Source organism: Simplicispira sp. (assembly GCF_028687295.1).
Taxonomy (GTDB): domain Bacteria; phylum Pseudomonadota; class Gammaproteobacteria; order Burkholderiales; family Burkholderiaceae_C; genus Simplicispira; species Simplicispira metamorpha.
This window is the reverse complement of sequence record NZ_JAQUAL010000051.1, coordinates 1-19,705: the sequence shown is the minus strand read 5'-3', so window position 1 is coordinate 19,705 and position 19,705 is coordinate 1. Positions and strand designations below refer to the sequence as shown.

General features: G+C 65.1%; 20 protein-coding genes. 18 read left to right on the top strand and 2 right to left on the bottom strand.

The window, feature by feature from the left end:
• Both PHX69_RS07765 and hemW read left to right on the top strand, forming a co-directional pair.
• The coding region (locus PHX69_RS07765) for a non-canonical purine NTP pyrophosphatase (RefSeq protein ID WP_288043183.1) at positions 1–220 on the top strand (220 nt) is incomplete at its 5' end.
• A 111-nt stretch (positions 221–331) separates the two neighbouring features.
• Positions 332–1,564: a radical SAM family heme chaperone HemW gene (gene hemW, locus PHX69_RS07760; RefSeq protein WP_119012876.1), complete on the top strand. Its 1,233-nt coding sequence runs from the start codon at positions 332–334 to the stop codon at positions 1,562–1,564.
• A 38-nt stretch (positions 1,565–1,602) separates the two neighbouring features.
• Here the strand turns inward: hemW and PHX69_RS07755 are convergent, their stop codons facing one another.
• A complete protein-coding gene (locus PHX69_RS07755) occupies positions 1,603–1,923 on the bottom strand; it encodes an I78 family peptidase inhibitor (RefSeq protein ID WP_288043182.1) in 321 nt (106 codons plus the stop codon).
• 216 nt (positions 1,924–2,139) lie between these two features.
• Between PHX69_RS07755 and kdpF the strand changes: the two genes are divergently transcribed.
• The 11 genes from kdpF (at position 2,140) to PHX69_RS07700 (ending at position 14,594) form a co-directional block, all read left to right on the top strand.
• Positions 2,140–2,229 (top strand): K(+)-transporting ATPase subunit F, encoded by a 90-nt coding sequence (kdpF, locus tag PHX69_RS07750; protein WP_119012874.1) that lies wholly within the window; start codon positions 2,140–2,142, stop codon positions 2,227–2,229.
• A gap of 1 nt (position 2,230) precedes the next feature.
• Positions 2,231–4,027: a potassium-transporting ATPase subunit KdpA gene (gene kdpA / locus PHX69_RS07745; RefSeq protein WP_288043181.1), complete on the top strand. Its 1,797-nt coding sequence runs from the start codon at positions 2,231–2,233 to the stop codon at positions 4,025–4,027.
• A gap of 13 nt (positions 4,028–4,040) precedes the next feature.
• Complete coding sequence (gene kdpB, locus PHX69_RS07740) at positions 4,041–6,140, top strand: potassium-transporting ATPase subunit KdpB (protein WP_288043180.1); 2,100 nt, start codon at positions 4,041–4,043, stop codon at positions 6,138–6,140.
• 24 nt (positions 6,141–6,164) lie between these two features.
• On the top strand, positions 6,165–6,737 hold the full coding sequence (kdpC, locus tag PHX69_RS07735; RefSeq protein WP_288043178.1) for a potassium-transporting ATPase subunit KdpC: 573 nt from the start codon (positions 6,165–6,167) through the stop codon (positions 6,735–6,737).
• Between the two features lie 91 nt (positions 6,738–6,828).
• Complete coding sequence (locus tag PHX69_RS07730) at positions 6,829–7,698, top strand: TorF family putative porin (RefSeq protein ID WP_288043177.1); 870 nt, start codon at positions 6,829–6,831, stop codon at positions 7,696–7,698.
• A gap of 31 nt (positions 7,699–7,729) precedes the next feature.
• Complete coding sequence (locus PHX69_RS07725) at positions 7,730–10,498, top strand: DUF4118 domain-containing protein (protein ID WP_288043175.1); 2,769 nt, start codon at positions 7,730–7,732, stop codon at positions 10,496–10,498.
• The gene (gene kdpE, locus PHX69_RS07720) at positions 10,488–11,192 is read left to right on the top strand and encodes a two-component system response regulator KdpE (RefSeq protein WP_119012868.1); all 705 of its coding nucleotides are present in this window, start codon (positions 10,488–10,490) and stop codon (positions 11,190–11,192) included. The genes PHX69_RS07725 and kdpE overlap by 11 nt, the downstream gene beginning before the upstream one ends.
• A gap of 105 nt (positions 11,193–11,297) precedes the next feature.
• On the top strand, positions 11,298–12,032 hold the full coding sequence (locus PHX69_RS07715; RefSeq protein WP_288043173.1) for an SDR family NAD(P)-dependent oxidoreductase: 735 nt from the start codon (positions 11,298–11,300) through the stop codon (positions 12,030–12,032).
• An 11-nt stretch (positions 12,033–12,043) separates the two neighbouring features.
• On the top strand, positions 12,044–12,817 hold the full coding sequence (locus tag PHX69_RS07710) for an SDR family NAD(P)-dependent oxidoreductase (protein ID WP_119012866.1): 774 nt from the start codon (positions 12,044–12,046) through the stop codon (positions 12,815–12,817).
• A gap of 14 nt (positions 12,818–12,831) precedes the next feature.
• On the top strand, positions 12,832–13,464 hold the full coding sequence (locus tag PHX69_RS07705) for a nuclear transport factor 2 family protein (RefSeq protein WP_119012922.1): 633 nt from the start codon (positions 12,832–12,834) through the stop codon (positions 13,462–13,464).
• Between the two features lie 44 nt (positions 13,465–13,508).
• A complete protein-coding gene (locus PHX69_RS07700) occupies positions 13,509–14,594 on the top strand; it encodes an alkene reductase (protein WP_288043171.1) in 1,086 nt (361 codons plus the stop codon).
• A 313-nt stretch (positions 14,595–14,907) separates the two neighbouring features.
• On the opposite strand, the gene PHX69_RS07695 is transcribed toward PHX69_RS07700, so the two are convergent.
• On the bottom strand, positions 14,908–15,441 hold the full coding sequence (locus PHX69_RS07695; protein WP_288043170.1) for a DUF2939 domain-containing protein: 534 nt from the start codon (positions 15,439–15,441) through the stop codon (positions 14,908–14,910).
• A gap of 380 nt (positions 15,442–15,821) precedes the next feature.
• Between PHX69_RS07695 and PHX69_RS07690 the strand changes: the two genes are divergently transcribed.
• The 5 genes from PHX69_RS07690 to PHX69_RS07670 all read left to right on the top strand — a co-directional run.
• Positions 15,822–16,727, top strand: a complete 906-nt coding sequence (locus tag PHX69_RS07690) for a VOC family protein (protein ID WP_288043168.1) — start codon at positions 15,822–15,824, stop codon at positions 16,725–16,727.
• Between the two features lie 14 nt (positions 16,728–16,741).
• Positions 16,742–17,620, top strand: coding sequence for a CoA transferase subunit A (locus PHX69_RS07685; RefSeq protein WP_288043167.1), 879 nt, complete (start codon positions 16,742–16,744; stop codon positions 17,618–17,620).
• Positions 17,621–17,631: 11 nt separating this feature from the next.
• Entirely contained in the window at positions 17,632–18,396 is a 765-nt protein-coding gene (locus PHX69_RS07680; protein WP_288043165.1) for a CoA-transferase subunit beta, read from the top strand.
• A 9-nt stretch (positions 18,397–18,405) separates the two neighbouring features.
• Positions 18,406–19,314 (top strand): enoyl-CoA hydratase, encoded by a 909-nt coding sequence (locus tag PHX69_RS07675; RefSeq protein WP_288043164.1) that lies wholly within the window; start codon positions 18,406–18,408, stop codon positions 19,312–19,314.
• Positions 19,311–19,705, top strand: a 395-nt coding sequence (locus tag PHX69_RS07670; RefSeq protein WP_288043163.1) for a nitronate monooxygenase, incomplete at its 3' end; no start/stop codon positions are given. The genes PHX69_RS07675 and PHX69_RS07670, both read left to right, overlap by 4 nt.

Genomic DNA, 19,705 nt, shown 5'->3' with positions numbered 1-19,705 from the left:
CCCGCAAGACCCCGAGCCCCTGATTGCCGTGGGCCGCGTGGCGGGCGAGATTTTGCGCACCCCGCGCGGCGACGGCGGCTTTGGTTTTGACCCGGTGATGTTCCTGCCCGAATTCGGCAAAACCTTTGCCGAGCTGCCCACCGAAGTGAAGAACGCGCACAGCCACCGTGGTCGCTCATCGCAGCAAATGCTGGCCTTGTTGCGCGAGCGCTGGCTGTAAGGTGCATCAAAAAAGTGAGCTGCTTGCGCTCACCAGTGGGTCGTTTGAGATAGTTTTCATGCTGAAAGCGTTTGCAGATAAGCGCTAGCAGCTATCATTTTTGATATTGTCATGCACATCCCCATCACCCCCGCCGCGCCGCAGGGCGCTCCCGTGCGCGACATCCAGCACTACATGCGCGCGGGCCTGCTGCAACTGACCAGCCTGCCGCCGCTGTCGCTGTACGTGCATTTGCCCTGGTGCCTGAAAAAATGCCCGTACTGCGACTTCAACTCGCACGAATGGCAGGGCGAGGGCGGCGTGCCCGAGCAGCGCTACCTCGACGCCCTGATGGCCGACCTGGAAGCGGCGCTGCCCCTGGTGTGGGGGCGGGCGGTGCAAAGCATCTTCATTGGTGGCGGCACGCCCAGCCTGTTCTCACCGCAGGCCATAGACCGGCTGCTGGGCGACATCCGTGCGCGCCTGCCGCTGGCGCCGGGCTGCGAGATCACGCTGGAGGCCAACCCCGGCACCTTCGAGAAAGACCGTTTCCGTGCCTTCCGCGCGGCGGGCGTCACGCGGCTGTCGGTGGGCGTGCAAAGCTTCAACGACCGGCACCTGCGCGCGCTGGGCCGCGTCCACGACCGTGCCCAGGCGCTGGCGGCGGTCGAAGAGGCAGCGCAGGCCTTCGACACCTTCAACCTCGACCTCATGTACGCCCTGCCGGGCCAGACCATGGCCGAGCTGGACGAAGACCTGGCCACCGCGCTGGCACTGGCGCCGCCGCACATCTCGATCTACCACCTGACCATCGAGCCCAACACGTACTTCGCCAAGTACCCGCCCGCCATCCCGCCGGACGACGATGCCTACGCCATGCTCGACCGCATCACCGAATTGACAGGCCAATCGGGCATGCAGCGCTACGAAATATCGGCCTACGCGCGCCCTGGCCACCACTGCCTGCACAACACCAACTACTGGCAGTTTGGCGATTATTTGGGCATTGGCGCGGGGGCGCACAGCAAGCTCAGTTTTGCCCACCGCGTGGTGCGCCAGACGCGCTTTCGCGACCCGCGTCTGTACATGGAGCACGCCCTGGCGGGCCACGCCATGGCCCAGGACGAGGACGTGCGCCGTGCCGATCTGCCGTTTGAATACATGCTCAACGCGCTGCGCCTGCGCGAGGGTTTTGCGCTGCAAGACTTCACCGAGCGCACCGGCCTGCCCCTGACGGCGATTGCCAAAGCGCTGGCCGAGGCCGAGCGCAAGGGCCTGATCGAGCGCGATCTGGCCCATGTGCGCCCCACCGAACGCGGCTTTGACTTTTTGAGCGACTTGCAGGCGCTGTTTCTGGCCGATTGAGCGCCGAGGGGCACGAGGTATGGCGGCGGCGACCGCCCTCAGCCGCAGTGCAGGGCCGTGATGCGGCCATTGCCGTCCACCAGCAGGTTCAGCCGCTCGTTGTTGAACTCCCGTGTCGTGGCCTGCTTCGGGTGCAGCACCCGCGCCATCGCAGCGCCCGAGGCCACGCGCGCCTGCTCCATCACGGACGCCGTGGCCGATTGGCCCCGAAAGCTTTGCGCGGGCGCTGCGTTGCACACACCACCACGCGGGCCCGGGCTGGACAGCGCCGAAGGCCCTGTGCCGGGCGCGCTGGTGCAGGCCGCCAGCAAGGCGGCGCTGGCGCAGGCCAGCAGGGTGGGGATTCGGTTCTTTGTCATCGGGGTTTCTCCTGTATCGAGGGTGTCTTTACGCATTCTTGATACCCCACAGCGTAATCTCTACAGGGGGTTGATGCCTGCGCTCCTAAGCTCTTTCCATCGGAAATCCGCAATGGGGAGCAATGCAATGGATGCAATTTTTGGGGGGCTGGGCGCTGTGCTTTTTGCCCTGGCAGTGGGGCTGGTGGCAGCCTGCCACGCGCTGGAAGGTCGCCAATGACCGCGCTGTACTGGTGCAGTGGGCTGGCGGCTGCCGGTCTGTTCATTTACCTGGTCGTTGCGCTGGTGCGCGCCGAGGAGTTCTGACATGACTTCTCTGGCATGGACCAATTTGGCCTTGTTTTTGGGCTTGTTGCTGGTGCTGGCGTGGCCGCTGTCGCGCTGGCTCGCCGCCGTGGCGCAAGGGCGCTTGCCGCGCTGGATGGCGGCAGTGGAAGGGGTTTTTTATCGGGCCGCAGGCGTCAAGCCCGCCGAGGACATGTCCTGGAAGCGCTATGCGCTGGCGCTGCTTTTGTTCAACTTCATCGGCCTGCTGGTGGCCTACGGCTTGCAGCGCACGCAGCAGTGGCTGCCGCTGAACCCGCAGGGAATGGGGGCAGTGTCGCCTGACTCGGCGTTCAACACCGCCGTGAGCTTTGTCACCAACACCAATTGGCAGGGCTATGGCGGCGAGACGACGATGAGCTACCTCACCCAAATGCTGGTGATGACGGTGCAGAACTTTGTCTCCGGCGCCACCGGCATTGCCGTGGCTTTTGCGCTGGTGCGTGGTTTCAACATCCGACTGGCAAGCGGCATTGGCAACTTCTGTGCAGACATCACGCGCACCACGCTGTGGGTGCTGCTGCCGCTGTCGTTCGTGTTCGCGCTGTTCCTGGTGGGGCAAGGCGTGATCCAGAACCTGAGCGGCTACCAGGAAGTGTCCACGCTGGAGGCCACGAGCTACCAGCAAGCCAGGCTGGATGCGCAGGGCCAGCCGCTGCAAGATGCCGCTGGCCAGCCGCTGATGGAGACTGTTACCACGCCAACACAGACCTTGGCCATGGGGCCGGTGGCGTCGCAGGAGGCCATCAAGCTGCTGGGCACCAATGGGGGCGGCTTCTTCAATGCGAACTCGGCCCATCCCTATGAAAACCCGACGCCACTGTCCAACCTGGGGCAGATGCTGGCCATCTTTCTGATTCCGGCAGCGCTGTGTTTTGTCTTTGGCCAGATGGTGGGGGATTCGCGCCAGGGCGTGGCCATTTTGGCGGCCATGGCCATTTTGTTTGCCGTGGCGGTGGTCGCTGCCACCTCCGCCGAGCAGGCGGGCAACCCGCAGCTGGCTGCGCTGGGTGTGGACCAGAGCGTTCATGCCTTGCAGGGCGGCGGCAACATGGAGGGCAAAGAGGCGCGCTTTGGCGTGGTTTCCAGCGCGCTGTTCGCGGCGGTCACCACGGCGGCGTCGTGCGGTGCCGTCAACGCCATGCACGACTCGTTCACGCCGCTGGGTGGCATGGTGCCGCTGGTGCTGATGCAACTGGGCGAGGTGGTGTTCGGCGGCGTGGGCACAGGCCTGTATGGCATGTTGGCATTTGCCATCCTGGCGGTGTTCATCGCCGGGCTGATGATCGGTCGCACCCCCGAATACCTGGGCAAGAAGATTGCCAGCCACGAGATGAAGATGGTGTCCATCGCGCTGCTCATCACGCCGCTGGTGGTTTTGGTGGGCGTGGCCGTGGCGGTGCTGTCCGACAGCGGGCGCCTGGGCGTGGCCAACCCTGGCGCGCATGGTTTTACGGAAATCCTTTACGCCCTGACGTCGGCGGCCAACAACAACGGCAGCGCTTTTGCGGGTCTGTCGGCCAATACGCCGTTCTACAACACCCTGCTGGGCATTGCCATGTGGTTGGGGCGCTTTGGTGTGATCGTTCCCGTGCTGGCCCTGGCGGGCAGCCTGGCCGCCAAGAACCGCATTCCCACCGGCAGCGGCACTTTGCCTACGCACGGGCCGCTGTTTGTGGGGCTGTTGATCGGGGTGGTGCTGCTGGTCGGGCTGCTCAATCACATTCCCAATCTGGCCCTGGGGCCCATCGTCGAGCATCTGATGCTCTGGAAGGCTTGAGGGAGTCCACTCCATGAATACGCAAAGCACACTTTCTTTTCTCGATCCGGCCTTGCTGCGGCCCTCGCTGGTGCAGGCCTTCGCCAAACTGGATCCGCGCGTGCAGTGGCGCAACCCGGTGATGTTCGTTGTCTATGCGGGCAGCATTCTCACCAGCGTGCTGTGGCTGCTGAGCCTGGGCAGTGCCGCCGTGGCCGGTAGCGAGGGCTCGGGCTTCATCCTGGCGATGGCGCTGTGGCTGTGGTTCACGGTGCTGTTTGCCAACTTTGCCGAGGCGCTGGCCGAGGGCCGCTCCAAAGCCCAGGCGGCTGCGCTGCGCGGGCTCAAGTCCGAGACCTGGGCGCGCAAACTGCACGAGCCACGCTATGGCGCCCAATGGCATCCGGTGCAGTCGGGCGAGTTGCGCAAGGGCGATGTGGTGCTGGTTGAAGCCGGAGATATGGGCACCATCCCGCTCGACGGCGAAGTCATCGAAGGCGTGGCGTCGGTGGACGAAAGCGCCATCACAGGCGAGTCGGCGCCGGTGATCCGTGAGTCGGGGGGGGATTTTTCATCGGTCACGGGCGGCACGCGCGTGCTGTCGGACTGGCTGGTGGTGCGCATCACCGTGAACCCGGGCGAGTCGTTCCTGGACCGCATGATCTCGATGGTGGAAGGCGCCAAGCGCCAGAAAACACCGAATGAAATCGCCCTGACGATCTTGCTGGTGGCGCTGACCCTGGTGTTTCTGGTCGTCACGGTCACGCTGCTGCCCTATTCGATGTTCAGCGTGCAGGCGGCGGGTGCGGGCACGGTGGTGTCGGTCACGGCGCTGGTAGCCCTCTTGGTGTGCCTGATCCCGACCACCATTGGCGGCCTGCTGTCGGCCATCGGCGTGGCAGGTATGAGCCGCATGATGCGGGCCAACGTGATTGCCACCTCGGGCCGCGCCGTCGAAGCGGCGGGTGACGTGGACGTGCTTTTGCTCGACAAGACCGGCACTATCACCCTGGGCAACCGGCAGGCCAGCGTGTTCATGCCTGCGCCGGGCGTGACCGAGGAGCAACTGGCCGACGCGGCGCAATTGGCATCGCTGGCCGACGAAACGCCCGAGGGCCGCAGCATCGTGGTGCTGGCCAAGACGCGCTTTGGCCTGCGCGAACGTGAGCTGGCGGGCCTGCAAGCGCACTTTGTGCCTTTCACCGCGCAGACGCGCATGAGCGGCGTCGATTTTGGCGACCCCGCCGCGCCGCGCCGCAGCATTCGCAAGGGTGCGGCTGATGCCGTGCGCCGCCATATCGAAGCGCGTGGTGGGCTATTTCCCGCCGAGGTGCAGGGCGCGGTGGAAGCCGTGGCACGCCGGGGCAGCACGCCGCTGGTGGTGGCCGATGAAACCCGTGTGATGGGCGTGGTGGAGCTCAAGGACATCGTCAAGGGCGGCATCAAGGAGCGCTTTGCCGAGCTGCGCCGCATGGGCATCAAAACGGTGATGGTCACGGGCGATAACCGCCTGACGGCTGCCGCCATTGCCGCCGAGGCCGGGGTGGACGATTTCCTGGCCGAGGCGACGCCCGAGGCCAAGCTGCGCCTGATCCGCGACTACCAGGCCGAAGGCCGCCTGGTGGCCATGACGGGTGATGGCACCAACGACGCACCCGCGCTGGCCCAGGCCGATGTGGCCGTGGCCATGAACAGCGGTACCCAGGCGGCCAAGGAGGCCGGCAACATGGTGGACCTCGACTCCAACCCCACCAAGCTGCTGGAGATCGTCGAGACCGGCAAACAACTGCTGATGACGCGCGGCTCGCTGACCACGTTCTCGATTGCCAACGATGTGGCCAAGTACTTCGCCATCATCCCGGCCATGTTTGTCGGCGTGTATCCGCAGCTTGCGGCGCTGAACGTGATGGGCTTGCACAGCCCTTCGTCGGCCATCTTGTCGGCGGTCATTTTCAATGCCTTGATCATCGTGGCGCTGATTCCGCTGGCCCTCAAGGGCGTGCCTTACCGCGCCGTGGGGGCCGCCGTGCTGCTGCGCCGCAATTTGGCGGTTTACGGTGTGGGCGGGCTCATCGTGCCTTTCATCGGCATCAAGCTGATCGATATGTTTCTGGTGGCCACCCACCTGATTTGAGGCCCTCTGGCCCAAGGAGTCTTCATGAAAAATTTGCTACGCCCCGCGCTGGTGACCTTCGCGCTGCTCAGTGCCGTCACCGGACTGGTCTATCCCTTGGCGGTCACTGGCGTGGGCCAGGCGATGTTTCCGCACCAGGCTGCAGGCAGTCTGATTGAGCGCAACGGCACAGTCGTTGGCTCGGATCTGATTGGCCAGCACTTCACCGCACCGCGCTATTTCTGGGGCCGGCCCTCGGCCACGGCGCCCATGCCCAACAACGCCGCTGGCTCGGGCGGCTCCAACCAGGGGCCGCTGAACCCGGTGCTGGCCGAGGCGGTCAAGGAGCGCATCGCCGCGCTGCGTGCCGCTGACCCGGGCAACCAGCAGGCGGTGCCAGCGGATTTGGTGACGGCGTCGGCCAGCGGGCTGGACCCGCACATCAGCGTGGCGGCGGCACAGTTCCAGGCCGCGCGCGTGGCGCGCGAGCGCCAATGGCCGCTGGCACAGGTGCAAGACCTGATCCAGCGCCACACCCAGGCGCGTGACCTGGGGGTGCTGGGTGAGCCGCGTGTCAATGTGCTTCAGCTCAATCTGGCGCTGGACGCCCAGCGCTGAATCGTCCAACGCCGTTCCCTTTTGTGCTTTGCCCTGGCGGGTTTTCCTGGTCGCCAGTGGGCCGGTCAGAGCTACTTTTATCAATTACCCCATGTTTACCTTGAAAACACGCACCATCTGTGCGCTCGCCTTCGCTGCCGCCCAGGCTCTTTTGTGCGTTGGTGCGCAGGCCCAAGCGCCTGCCCCTGCGGCCGATCAATCCGCCAGCGCCGTTCCTGCGGCGCCGGAACATGCCATCACCGGCAATGTGGGGTTGGTCAGCGATTACCGCTTTCGCGGCATCAGCCAGACCTGGCGCCTGCCTGCCGTGCAGGGCGGTCTGGACTATGTACACCGCAGCGGGTTGTACCTGGGCACTTGGGCGTCCAATGTGTCTGGCAACAGTTACAACAACGGTTCGGCCCTGGAGTGGGACCTGTATGGCGGCGTGAAACTGGAGGTGGCGCCTGGCGTGGTGCTGGACCTCGGTGCCCTGGCCTATATCTACCCTGGTGCGCGCATGAACCGTGCGCTAGGAGTGGCCAGCACACAAAAGTACGACAACGTGGACTTGTATGTGGGCGTTAGCCATGGCCCGTTCTCGGCCAAGCTGTCGTATGCCGTCACCGATTACTTTGGCCTGAACGGCGGTTCCGCAGGGTACGCCTACTTCAGCAGCCTGGCACCCCATGGCGGTTCCCGGGGCAGTTTGTACTTGGATCTGAACTACAACGTGGATCTGGGCCAGGGCGTCACTGTGGGGTTGCACGCCGGTCACGTCGCGGTGCGCAACTATGCCGACCTGTCCTACAGCGATGCCAAAGTGTCGGTGTCCAAGGAGGTGTTTGGTGTCAACCTGTCCGTCGCCATCGTCGGCACCAACGCCAGGAGCGCGTATTACCAGGCGGGCAATGCCGCTGGTGCGGATGCCAAACGCCTGGGCAAGGCAGCCCTGGTGCTGGGGTTGAGCAAGGGTTTTTGAATAAGTGCTGACAGTGAAATACTCCTGATCCATGGATGCACCCCACGACCGCCGCCCCAGCCCTGATGCGCTGCTGGCACAGATGCGCGATGCCGAAGCCGCTGCTGCGCGTGGCAAGCTGCGCATCTACTTTGGCTCGTCTGCCGGTGTGGGAAAGACCTACGCCATGCTGCAAGCCGCGCGCAAGCTGCACGGCGAGGGTGTGGATGTGCTCGCGGGTGTGGTGGAGACGCACCGCCGTGCCGACACCCAGGCGCTGCTGAGCGGGCTGCCCGAACTGCCTGCCCGGGCCGTGTCCTATCGCGGCAAAGAGTTGCCGGAGTTCGATCTCGATGCCGCTTTGGCGCGCCGCCCCGCACTCATCCTGGTCGATGAGCTGGCGCATTCCAATGTGCCTGGCTCGCGCCACCCCAAGCGCTGGCAGGACGTGGAGGAACTGCTGGCCAACGGCATCAGCGTTTACACCACGCTCAACGTGCAGCACTTGGAAAGCCTGAATGACGTGGTGAGCGGTATCACTGGCATCCGTGTACAGGAAACCTTGCCAGACACCTTCTTTGATCGTGCCGACGAGGTGGTGATGGTGGACACGCCCGCCGAGGAGCTGATTGCGCGCCTCAAAGCTGGCAAGGTGTACTTGGGTGCCCAGGCCGAGCGTGCGGCCCGCAACTTCTTTCGCAAGGGCAACCTCATGGCCTTGCGCGAGCTGGCCCTGCGCCGCACGGCCGATCGCGTCGAGGACGATGTGCAAGCCTGGCGCAGCACCCAGCGCATCGGCCAGGTTTGGAAGACCGATGGTGCCATCCTCTGCGCCATCAGTGACTCGCCTGGCGCAGGCAGTGTGGTGCGCAGCGCTGCGCAACTGGCCCAGCAGCTCAGTGTGCCTTGGCATGCGGTCCATGTGGAAACCATGGTGCTGCGGCGCCTGCCTGCTGTGCAGCGCGAGCGCATCTTGCGCGTGGTGCGGCTAGCGGCTGACCTGGGTGCCACCACGGCGGTGCTGGCGGCGCAGGACGTGGCCTCCACGCTGATCGCCTACGCGCGCGAGCACAACCTGGCCAAGCTGGTGCTCGGACGCGAGGTGCCGCTGGTGTGGTGGCGGCGCTGGCTGGGCGGCAAGTCCCTGGCCCGCAGGCTGGCCGATGGTGGTGCCGATTTGGATCTGATATCCGTGGCCACCCCCCGCTTGCCGCAACCGGCACCGCCGCTGGGAGCGCCCGGCGCCCAGGCACAGGAGCGCGAGCGCCGTTGGGCGAATGGCGTGCGGCGCTATGGCTTGGCCGCAGCTGCATGTGTGGCGGCCACCGCACTGAGCTGGCCGCTGCAATGGCACTTCGATACCGCCAACATCGTCATGCTGTACCTGCTGTGTGTGGTCGGCGTGGCGCTGCGGCTGGGGCGCGGTCCGGCGGTGCTGGCCAGCTTTTTGAGCGTGGGGCTGCTGGACTTTTTCTTTGTCCTGCCGCGCATGAGCTTTGCCGTGTCCGACGTGCAGTACCTTATGACCTTTGGCGTGATGCTGGCGGTGGGCCTGGTCATCGGCCAACTCACGGCGGGCCTGCGCTACCAGGCCCAGGTGGCGGGCGAGCGCGAGCGGCGTGCGCGCCGCCTGTTCGAGCTCACACGCGAGCTGGCCAGCGCCTTGCAGGCCGAGCAGGTGCTGCAACTGGCCGAGCAAAGTCTGTCCCACGAGGTGCAGGGCTTGGTGCTGGTGTACGCACTGGACGATCAGGACCGGCTGCAGCCTTCGCCGCGCCAGGCTGCCCTGGCAAGCGCCGATCAGCCCGATATGGGCACTGCGCGCTGGGCGCTGGACCACGGTCAGGCCGCTGGCATGTTCACCGACACATTGCCCGGCAGCGCCTGGCTCTACCTGCCGCTGAAGGCATCCATGCGCACGCGCGGCGTTTTGGCGCTGCGCCCCGGTTCCACACGCAGTGTGATGCTGCCCGAGCTGCGTGAGCAGCTTGAAACCTACGCGCGCATCGTCGGCCAGTCGCTGGAGCGCGTGCACTATGTCGCAGTGGCCCAGGAGGCGGTGGTGAACATCGAGTCCGAGCGCCTGCGCAGCTCGCTGCTGTCGGCCCTCTCGCACGACCTGCGCACGCCGCTGGCTGTGGTCTATGGTCTGGCAGATACGCTGGCGGCCATGCCCGCGCTGCCTCCGCAGGGGCGCGACATGGCCGCCGCGCTGCGCCAGGAGGCGCAGCGCATCAACGCCATGGTGAACAACCTGCTTGATATGGCGCGCCTGCAAAGCGGCGCCGTGCAGTTGCGCCGACAGTGGCAGCCTGTGGAAGAGGTGGTAGGCAGCGCGCTACAGGCGATGCAGAGTGCGCTTTCGGGCCACAGCGTGCGCACCGATGTGCCTGCCGGCCTGCCCATGGTGCATCTGGATGCGGTGCTCATTGAGCGCGTGCTGTGCAACCTGCTGGAAAACGCGATCAAGTACACGCCCCCAGGCAGCGTGATCACCCTCAGTGCCAGCGTGCGAGCCCCCGATCTGGTGCTGTGCGTGAGCGACAACGGCCCCGGCTTGCCGCCGGGCAGCGCCGAAGTGCTGTTCGAGAAGTTCACGCGCGGCGAGCGCGAGTCCAGCATCCCCGGCGTGGGCCTGGGCCTTGCAATCTGCCGTGCCATCATGACTGCGCACCAGGGCCGCATCTGGGCTGAGCGCGGTACCCAGAGCGGTGCCTCTTTCTGCCTGAGCCTGCCGCTGGGAACGCCGCCCAGCCTGCCAGCACCAGAGACCGAAGACGAGCCCGAGCCTACGACAGCCGCACCCACCCATGACCACTGAACCATCCCCCGTCGCCTTGATCGTTGAGGACGAAGCCTCCATCCGCCGCTTTGTGCGCGTTGCGCTGCAGGCCGAAGGCTGGCAGGTACACGAAGCAGGCACTGTGCGCCAGGGCCTCATCGATGCCGGTACGCGCCGCCCCGATCTGGTCATTCTCGACCTGGGCCTGCCCGACGATGACGGTGTCCACTACCTCAAGGACTTGCGTACCTGGTCGGGTGTGCCGGTGATCGTGCTCTCGGCGCGATCGGATGAGGCCGACAAGATCGCTGCGCTCGATGCAGGCGCCGACGACTACCTCACCAAGCCCTTCGGTGTGGGTGAACTGATGGCCAGGGTGCGCGTGGCACTGCGCAGAAGCCAAGCGCATGCCGCACGCAACGGCGCCGAGCCTGTCCCGTTCCGCTTCGGACAGGTGGAGGTGGATTTGGTGCAACGGCGTGTTCTGCGCCAGGGCCTGCCGGTGCACCTCACGCCCATCGAATACCGCCTGCTCACCCACCTGATCGCCAATGCCGGCAAGGTGCTGACCCACTACCAGCTGCTCAAGGCCGTGTGGGGCCCATCGCACATCGAAGACAACCATTACCTGCGCGTGTACATGGGCAATCTGCGCCAGAAGCTCGAAGAGCTTCCTGCCCAGCCGCGCCATTTGCTCACCGAGACAGCCGTGGGTTACCGGCTCATGCCCTGACGTGCGGGGCGCTGCTCAACCACCGTTCGGGTGTAGTCTGCTTGGACGATGGTGCAAACAAAAGGCGTCCCTAAGCTGTGGTGCTCTAACCCTATAGGAGCACACATGAGACTCACAGACAAGGTAGCCCTGGTGACGGGCGCAGGCCAAGGCATGGGGCGCGCCATTGCGCGCTGCTTTGCCCAAGAGGGCGCCACCGTGGTGGCGCTGGACTTGAACCTGGAAGCAGCGCAGCAGTCGCTCGACGGCCTGGGCGGGCGCAGCATCGCGCGCAGCCTGAATGTGGGCGACAGCGCTGCCGTGGCGGCGCTGGTCGATGAGGTGGTGGCTACTTTTGGCCGTGTCGATGTGCTGGTCAACAACGCTGGCATTGGTTCGGTCGATGCGTTTGCCGACATTCCCGACGAGACCTGGGCGCGCGTCATCAACGTGAACCTCAATGGTGCCTTCTACTGCGCCCGCCAGGCGGTGCGCGCCATGCAAAAGGCTGGCACGCGCGGCGTGGTGATCAATGTGGCCAGCACGGCAGCAGCGTCGGGCGACGGGCCAGCGCATTACTGCGCCTCGAAAGCGGCGCTGATGGGCTTGACCCGCAGCATGGCCAAGGAGCTGGCAGCGCAGGGCATTCGCGTCAACACACTGGTGCCGGGGCCGACCAACACGCCCATGATGCAAAGCATTCCGCAGGAGTGGACGGACGCCATCATCAAGGGCGTTCCCATGGGCCGCATGGCCGAGCCCGAGGACATTGCGCGGGTGGCATTGTTCCTGGCCAGCGATGACAGCGGTTTTGTCACCGGCCAGAACCTGGCGGTCAACGGCGGCAGCGCCTTCCTGTGAGGAGTGAGAACATGAGCAAGCGACTGCAAGGCAAGGTGGCCTTCGTCTCCGGCGGCGGCAGCGGCATCGGTGCCGCCACCGCCCAGCGTCTGGCCGATGAAGGCGCGACCGTGGTGATCTGTGGCCGCCGCCAGGAACCGCTGGACGCCGTGGTGGCCCAGATCCGGGCCACCGGCGGCCAGGCCGAGGCCGTGGTGGCCGACGTTGGCAACGAGGCCCAGTATGTGGGCGCGATCGAAGGCGCGGCCCAGCGCCATGGCCGCCTGGACGTGCTGGTGAACAACGCCATGGCCTACACCTGGGGCGCACTGGACGCCATGTCCACCGACGACTGGCATGCCAACTTCACGACCACCGTGGACGGCACCTTCTGGGGCACGCGCACCGCGCTGAAGCTGATGAAGGCCGACGGCAAGGGCGGCTCCATCGTCAACGTTTCCTCCATCTGCGGCCAGCTCGGCACCCCCTGGATGGCCGGCTACTCGGCCGCCAAGGCGGCGGTGGACAACCTCTCGCGCGCTGCCGCAGCCGAGGGCGCTCCCGCAGGCGTGCGGGTGAACGTGGTGATTCCAGCCGTGGTCGAGACCCCGGCCACCGCCGGCATGCTGTCCGACGAGGCCAGCCGCAAGAACACCGAGAAGCTGATCCCGATGGGCCGCGTCGGCCAACCGGTGGAACTGGCCAACGCCATCCTGTTCCTGGCCAGCGACGAAGCCAGCTACATCACTGGCGCAGCCTTGCCGGTGGACGGTGGCCGCTCCGCTGTGTTGGTCACGGCGCTGTGATGGCGGGCGGCAACATGGCGTGGCCCGCATCGCTGGAAGAACGGGTAGATCGGCTGGAATCCCTGGATGCCATCCGCCAGCTGGCGGGCCGGTACTCGCTGTCGCTGGACATGCGCGACATGGACGCGCACGTCAACCTGTTTGCACCCGACATCCGTGTCGGCAAAGACAAGGTGGGCCGTGCGCACTTCAAGGCCTGGCAGACGGACACCCTGCGCGAGCAGTTCACCGGCACCTCGCACCACCTGGGCCAGCACCTCATCGAGTTCGCGGATGCCGACCACGCCACTGGCGTTGTCTACTCCAAGAACGAGCATGAGTGCGGCGCCGAGTGGGTGATCATGCAGATGCTGTATTGGGACGACTACGAGCGCATTGACGGTCAGTGGTACTTCCGCCGCCGCCTGCCGTGCTACTGGTACGCCACCGACCTGAACAAGCCACCCATTGGCGACATGAAGATGCGCTGGCCGGGCAGGCAGCCTTACAGCGGCACCTTCCATGAACTGTTTCCCAGCTGGAAAGAGTTCTGGGCGCAGCGTCCCGACAAGGACACCTTGCCCGAAGTGGCGCCGCCCGCGCCGCTGGAGCAGTTCCTGGTCACCATGCGCCGTGGCACCCCCGCACCCAAGATGCGGGTGCGCTGAGCGCGCCGCCGCACACCCGCGAATCTGCAAGAGAGACAAGCCCCATGAACACATTGTTTGAACCGTTGCCGCTGGGCGATTTGCGCCTGGCCAACCGGGTCGTGATGGCGCCCATGACGCGCAACCGCGCCGATGCCGACGGCGTGCCCAACGCGCTGATGGCCGAGTACTACGGCCAGCGCGGCGACGCCGGGCTGATCGTGGCCGAGGGCGCCTGGCCCAGCGCGGCGGGCCAGTCGTACTGCCGCCAGCCGGGCATTGCCACGCCCGCGCACATCGCGGGCTGGCGCCGCGTGACCGATGCTGTGCATGCGCGCGGTGGCCTGATCGTGCTGCAAATCATGCATGGCGGCCGCATTGGCAGCCACCATATCAAGCCCGCAGGGGTGGAGACGGTGGCGCCCTCGGCGTTGCAGGCTGCGGGCGAAGTGGTCACCGACAGCGCCGGGATGCAGCCCTACGACATGCCCCGCGCCTTGAGCACCGCCGAGGTGCGGGCCGTGGTGCAGGAATACGCCCAGGCAGCCCGCAATGCGCGCGAAGCCGGTTTTGACGGGGTGGAGCTGCACGGCACCAGCGGTTATTTGCCGATGCAATTCCTCAGTTCGGGCACCAATGTGCGCACCGACGAGTACGGCGGCAACGCCGCTGGCCGGGCGCGTTTTGCGTTCGAATGCCTGCGCGAGATGGCCGCTGCCATCGGTGCCGGGCGCGTCGGCCTGCGGCTGAACCCGGGCAACACCTACAACGACACCAGCGACGAGAACTCCGCCGCCACACACGCTGAGCTGATGCGCCAGGCTGCCACGCTGGACTTGGCCTACCTGCACGTGATGCGCGCGCCCACGCCGCAGCTGGACGCCTTTGCGCTGGCGCGCCAGCATTTTGGCCCGCACCTGATCCTGAACGACGGCTTTGAGCCAGACAACGCCGAGGCCGCTTTGCAGGACTACGCGGGCGCGGCGCTGTCGTTTGCGCGACATTTCATCGGCAACCCCGATCTGGTGGAACGCCTGCGCGCAGGCCAGCCGCTGTCGCGCTTTGACCGCAAGACGCTCTACACGCCGGGCGCTGCGGGCTACACCAGCTATGCCCGCTACAGCGCCGCACCTGCCACTGCCACCGCCTGATGGTTCCGCATGCACCGGGCGTTGTGGCGTCCGGTGCCTTGGGCCTGTCCACCCGCTGCCTTCACGGCAGCGGGTTTTTTGCTATTAAAAGCGAAGCTGCTAGCGCTTACCACGTAAGCGCCAGAGCCTGATTTGACCAAAAATCAGGTGCATCTTCCCATTGCTAAGAATTGGCACGCATGCGCCGCACCGGAGTGGTTGCCATGTCCGCCAGTGGCATAGACGATGGCCGGGCAATGCAGCTGCCTGGGCGCGCAACAAAGACCGACGTGATGGATATCCGTTAGCTCTCAGTACAACCGATGGTCGCTCGTTATTGCCGGTCTAGTTCGGGAATATCCATGGCCACCAGCTTCCAGGACAGCAGCCCATCACGGCGGAAAATGAAGCCGCCTTTTTGGTTTTCAGGATGGACATACACCTTTGACCATCCGTTGTAGCGCACCTTGAAGCGGGGCCGCTTCTGGTCGCCACCTGCATCTTCAGGGCCACCGATCTGGGGCTTCATGCTGGGTTGGCCTTTTTCCAGCATCAGCATGACGCCCGCCGGGGAGACGAACACCTCCACCATCTGGTTGACCATGCCTGCGGCCAGCATCTGGCCCACACCGGCGAAGGGGTTGTTGGCCATCTCGGGCTGGTTCAGCGGGCCCTGCATCCTGAGCAGCAGTTTGCCCTTGAGGTCTTCGCGCAGCGCGGGGAAGTCCACATGCTCGGCCACGGCAGCCGCATCTTTGTTTTCAACGGCTTTGGCGATGGAGTGCAGGGTCCAGTAGGGCGAGGCATACAGCCCCGCTGCGGCCACCACTGCGGTGACGGCCAAGGCAATGCCGGTTTGTTTTTTCATTGGTTTCTTTCGGTCGAAATGGTGATTGGATGATGTGCCAGGTTGTCCGGTGTTGACATGGCAGGTTGAGCCGAAGGAGGAAATTGCTATTAAAAAAAGAGCTGCTGGCGCTTTATGGGAAAGGGCTGGAGCCTGATTTGGCCAAAAAACATGCGTGCCATTGAAGTCACCCGCGCCAGCGCCAATGCGCGGCGCGGGCGCGGGCGCTGCATCCACCACGGGCAGGGGCGATGGCCGGTGGACTCCCCCTGCCACGGCATGTGGCAACGCACAGGGCGGATGGCGCTTTTCGTTAGTCTCAACGGACGATGCCGCAGGGGGGGGCGCTGACCAGAATCGACCGCATCGGCTTTATTCGTGCAAAGCCAGGAGAAGCGTAAATGATGAATATCAGCGGTCTGGCCTACGTCGTGGCAGAAACCACCGACGTGGCGCAGTGGAAGCAGTACGCCGAAGGCGTGCTGGGCATGATGACGGCGCCATCCCCCGACGGCGGCTTGTATGTGCGCATGGACGAGCGGCAGTTCCGGTTTGCGGTGCAGCCGGGTGCGCGCAATGCCTACGTGGTTTCGGGCTGGGAAGTCACCACCCGCGCCGACTTTGATGCCGCGCTGCGCGTGCTGAACGACGCGGGCGTGGACGTGGTGATGGGCGACGCCGCCCATTGCCGCCTGCGCTGCGTGCAGCAGGTGGCCGCGTTCAAAGACCCCTCGGGCAACCGCCACGAACTGGTGTGGGGCTTTCGCTCGGACTTTGCGCACTTTGCCTCGCCTGCTGGCGTCTCGCGCTTTGTCACCGGCAACATTGGCATGGGCCACACCGTGTTGCCCGCACCGGATTTTGACAAGACGGTGGCGTTTTTCACCCAGGTGATGGGTTTCGGGCTGTCGGATTTGCTCAATTTCCAGCCTGCCGGCCCGGATGGCCCGACCCTGCCCATCCACTTTTTCCACTGCAACAACGGCCGCCACCACAGCCTGGCGCTGGCCGGGTTCCCGGTCGAGAGCGGCTGCGTGCATGTGATGGTTGAAGTGGAAAACATGCCCGAAGTGGGCCGTGCCATGGACCGCATGCAGGCACACCAGGTGCAACAGACCGCCACGCTGGGCCAGCACACCAACGACCGGATGACGTCCTTCTACATGCGTTCCCCTTCGGGCTTTGACATCGAGTACGGCTACGGCGGTGCAGTGATCGATTGGCAGGAGCACGTCGTGCATGAATTTACCCGTGTGAGCCTGTGGGGCCACGATTTCAGCATCGGGCAGCCCAGCGCTGCTGCTTGACCCGGAGACCCGTGATGGCCAATAAACAAATGAGCGCCGCAGCGGCGGTGGCGCAAATCAAGGACGGCATGACCGTGGGCATTGGCGGCTGGGGTCCCCGGCGCAAGCCGATGGCGCTGATCCGCGAGATTTTGCGCAGCCCGGTGAAAGACTTGACCGTGGTGGCTTACGGCGGCGCCGATGTCGGCATGTTGTGTGCCGCTGGCAAGGTCAAGAAGCTGATTTTTGCCTTCGTGACGCTGGATTTCATTCCGCTGGAGCCGTACTTTCGCCAGGCGCGCCAAAGCGGCAGCCTGGAGGTGATGGAAATCGACGAGGGAATGATGCTGCTGGGCCTGAAGGCTGCCGCGATGCGCGTGCCTTTCGTTCCCACCCGCATTGGTCTGGGCACCGATGTGCTGCCGCGCAATCCTGGCATCCGGTTGATCGATTCCCCCTACGACGAGCGTCAATGGGTGGCCATGCCCGCCTTGCCGCTGGATGTGGCGCTGTTGCACGTGGACCGTGCCGATGCCCGTGGCGTCTGCCAGATCAAGGGCCCCGACATCTACATGGACGAGCTGTTTGCGCGCGCCGCCAAGGACACTGTGGTCAGCTGTGACGAGCTGGTGGACAGCAGCTTTTTTGACAGCAGCGAAGAGTCGCGCTCGGTGTTCTGGGAGCGTGCCCACACCACCGCCGTAGTGCACTTGCCTGTGGGGGCGCACCCGAGTTCGTGTGCGCCGCTGTATGGCTTTGACGTCAAGCACTTCAAGGAATACGTGGCCAGTGCCAAGGAAGAGGGCGGGTGGCAGAAATATGCCGAGCGCTATGTCCATTGCACCGACGCCGAGTATCTGGAGCGCGTGGGTGGTATCGATGCGGTGCGCAAGCTGGCGCTGCCAGTGTTTTGACGGGGGCTGTGATGAGTGAATTTTCTTTGGTAGACCGCATCATCTGCGCCGCATCCGAGGCGTGGAAAGACGATGGCGAGGTGCTGGCCACCGGCATCGGCATCGTGCCCCGGCTGGCGGCATCGCTGAGCATGTTGTCGAGCAACCCCGATCTGATGATGACCGACTCGGAAGCCTGGCTGGTGCGCGAGCCGGTGCCGATCGGGCCGCGCAATGGCTACGAACCCCGGCGCGAGGGCTGGATGGGTTTTACCCGCATTTTTGACAACGTGTGGAGCGGCAAGCGCCACGCCATGGTGGGGCCGACGCAAGTGGATCGCTTTGGCCAGGCCAACATCTCCATGATTGGCAGCGACTACCACAAGCCCAAATCCATGATGCTGGGCGTGCGCGGTTTTCCGGGCAACTCGATCAGCCACGCCAACTCGTTTTTCGTGCCCAACCACAGCACCAAGGTGTTTGTGGCGGGCGAGGTCGATATGGTGGCCTCGGTGGGCTACAACCCGGCGCGGCTGGCCCGCGGCTGGAGCCTGGACGACATCGACGTGCGCCTGATCTTCACCAACCTGGCGGTACTCGACTTTGGTGGCCCGGATCGCCAGGTGCGGCTGCGCGCGGTGCATCCCGGCGTGACCCCTGCCCAGGTGCAGGAAGCCACCGGCTTTGCACTGCACATCCCGGCAGACGTGCCCGAGACCGCCGCCCCCACCGAGAACCAACTGGCCCTGCTGGCCCGGCTGGACCCCCACAACCTGCGCGCCTCGGTCTTGAGCTGAGCCCCTGCCATGAACCACACTGACCCCGGTGACGCCTTTGTGCAGCGCCAAGACAACGCGGTCTATGAGACCGATGCGCCCGTGCTGTACCAGGCCGCAGAGGGCGTTGCCACGCTGACCATGAATCGGCCTGACTTCAACAACGCGCAGAACTCGCAGATGACCTACGCGCTGGACGCAGGCTTTCGGCGTGCGGTCGATGACGACAGCGTCAAGGTGATTGTGCTGCGTGGTGCGGGCAAGCACTTCAGCGCCGGGCACGACATCGGCACCCCCGGGCGCGACATCAACAAACCGTTCGAGCGCGAGAGCTTGTGGTGGGACCACACCAACAAGCCCGGCGCCGAGCAGCTGTTTGCGCGCGAGCAGGAGGTGTACCTGGGCATGTGCCGGCGCTGGCACGACATTCCCAAGCCGACCATTGCCATGGTGCAGGGCGCCTGCGTGGCCGGGGGCTTGATGCTGGCCTGGGTGTGCGACCTGATTGTGGCCAGCGAGGATGCGTTTTTCCAGGATCCGGTGGTGCGCATGGGCATTCCGGGCGTTGAATACTTCGCCCATGTCCATGAGCTGAACCCGCGCATCGCCAAGGAGTTCTTGTTCCTGGGCGAGCGCATGAAGGCCGACCGCGCCTACATGATGGGCATGGTCAACCGCGTGGTGCCACGCGATGAACTCGAAGCCCAGACCTACGACATCGCCGCCCGCATCGCCAAGCAGCCACGCCTGGGCTTGGCGCTGACCAAGACCGTGGTCAACCGCGTCGAGGAATTGCAGGGCCTGCGCAGCACCATGGACATGGCCTTTGGCTACCACCACTTTGCCCATGCCCACAGCCAGGTGCTGGGCGCTGGGCAGCTGGGTGGACACGATGCCAAATCGATGGTGCAGGCCAACAAGAAGGATGGCAGAGCATGAGCCAGCCCCATGACCTGCGCACGCCCTTATGCGATTTGCTGGGCTGCCGCTACCCCATCGTGCAGACCGCGATGGGCTGGGTGGCCGGATCGTCGCTGGTGGTGGCCACCACCAAGGCCGGTGGCTTTGGCTTTTTGGCGGGCGCCACCATTGCCGCCGACCAGATCGAGAATGAAATCATCCGCATCCGCCAGCTGACGGACGACCGCCCGTTTGGCCTGAACTTTCACATGTTCCAGCCCAACGCGCAGCAGTTGCTGGACTTGGCGGTCAAGCACAAGCTGCGCGCCGTCAGCTATGGCCGGGGGCCGGACAAGAAGGTGATTGGCCGCCTGCGCGATGCGGGCATCGTCTGCATGCCCACCGTCGGTGCGCTCAAGCACGCGCAAAA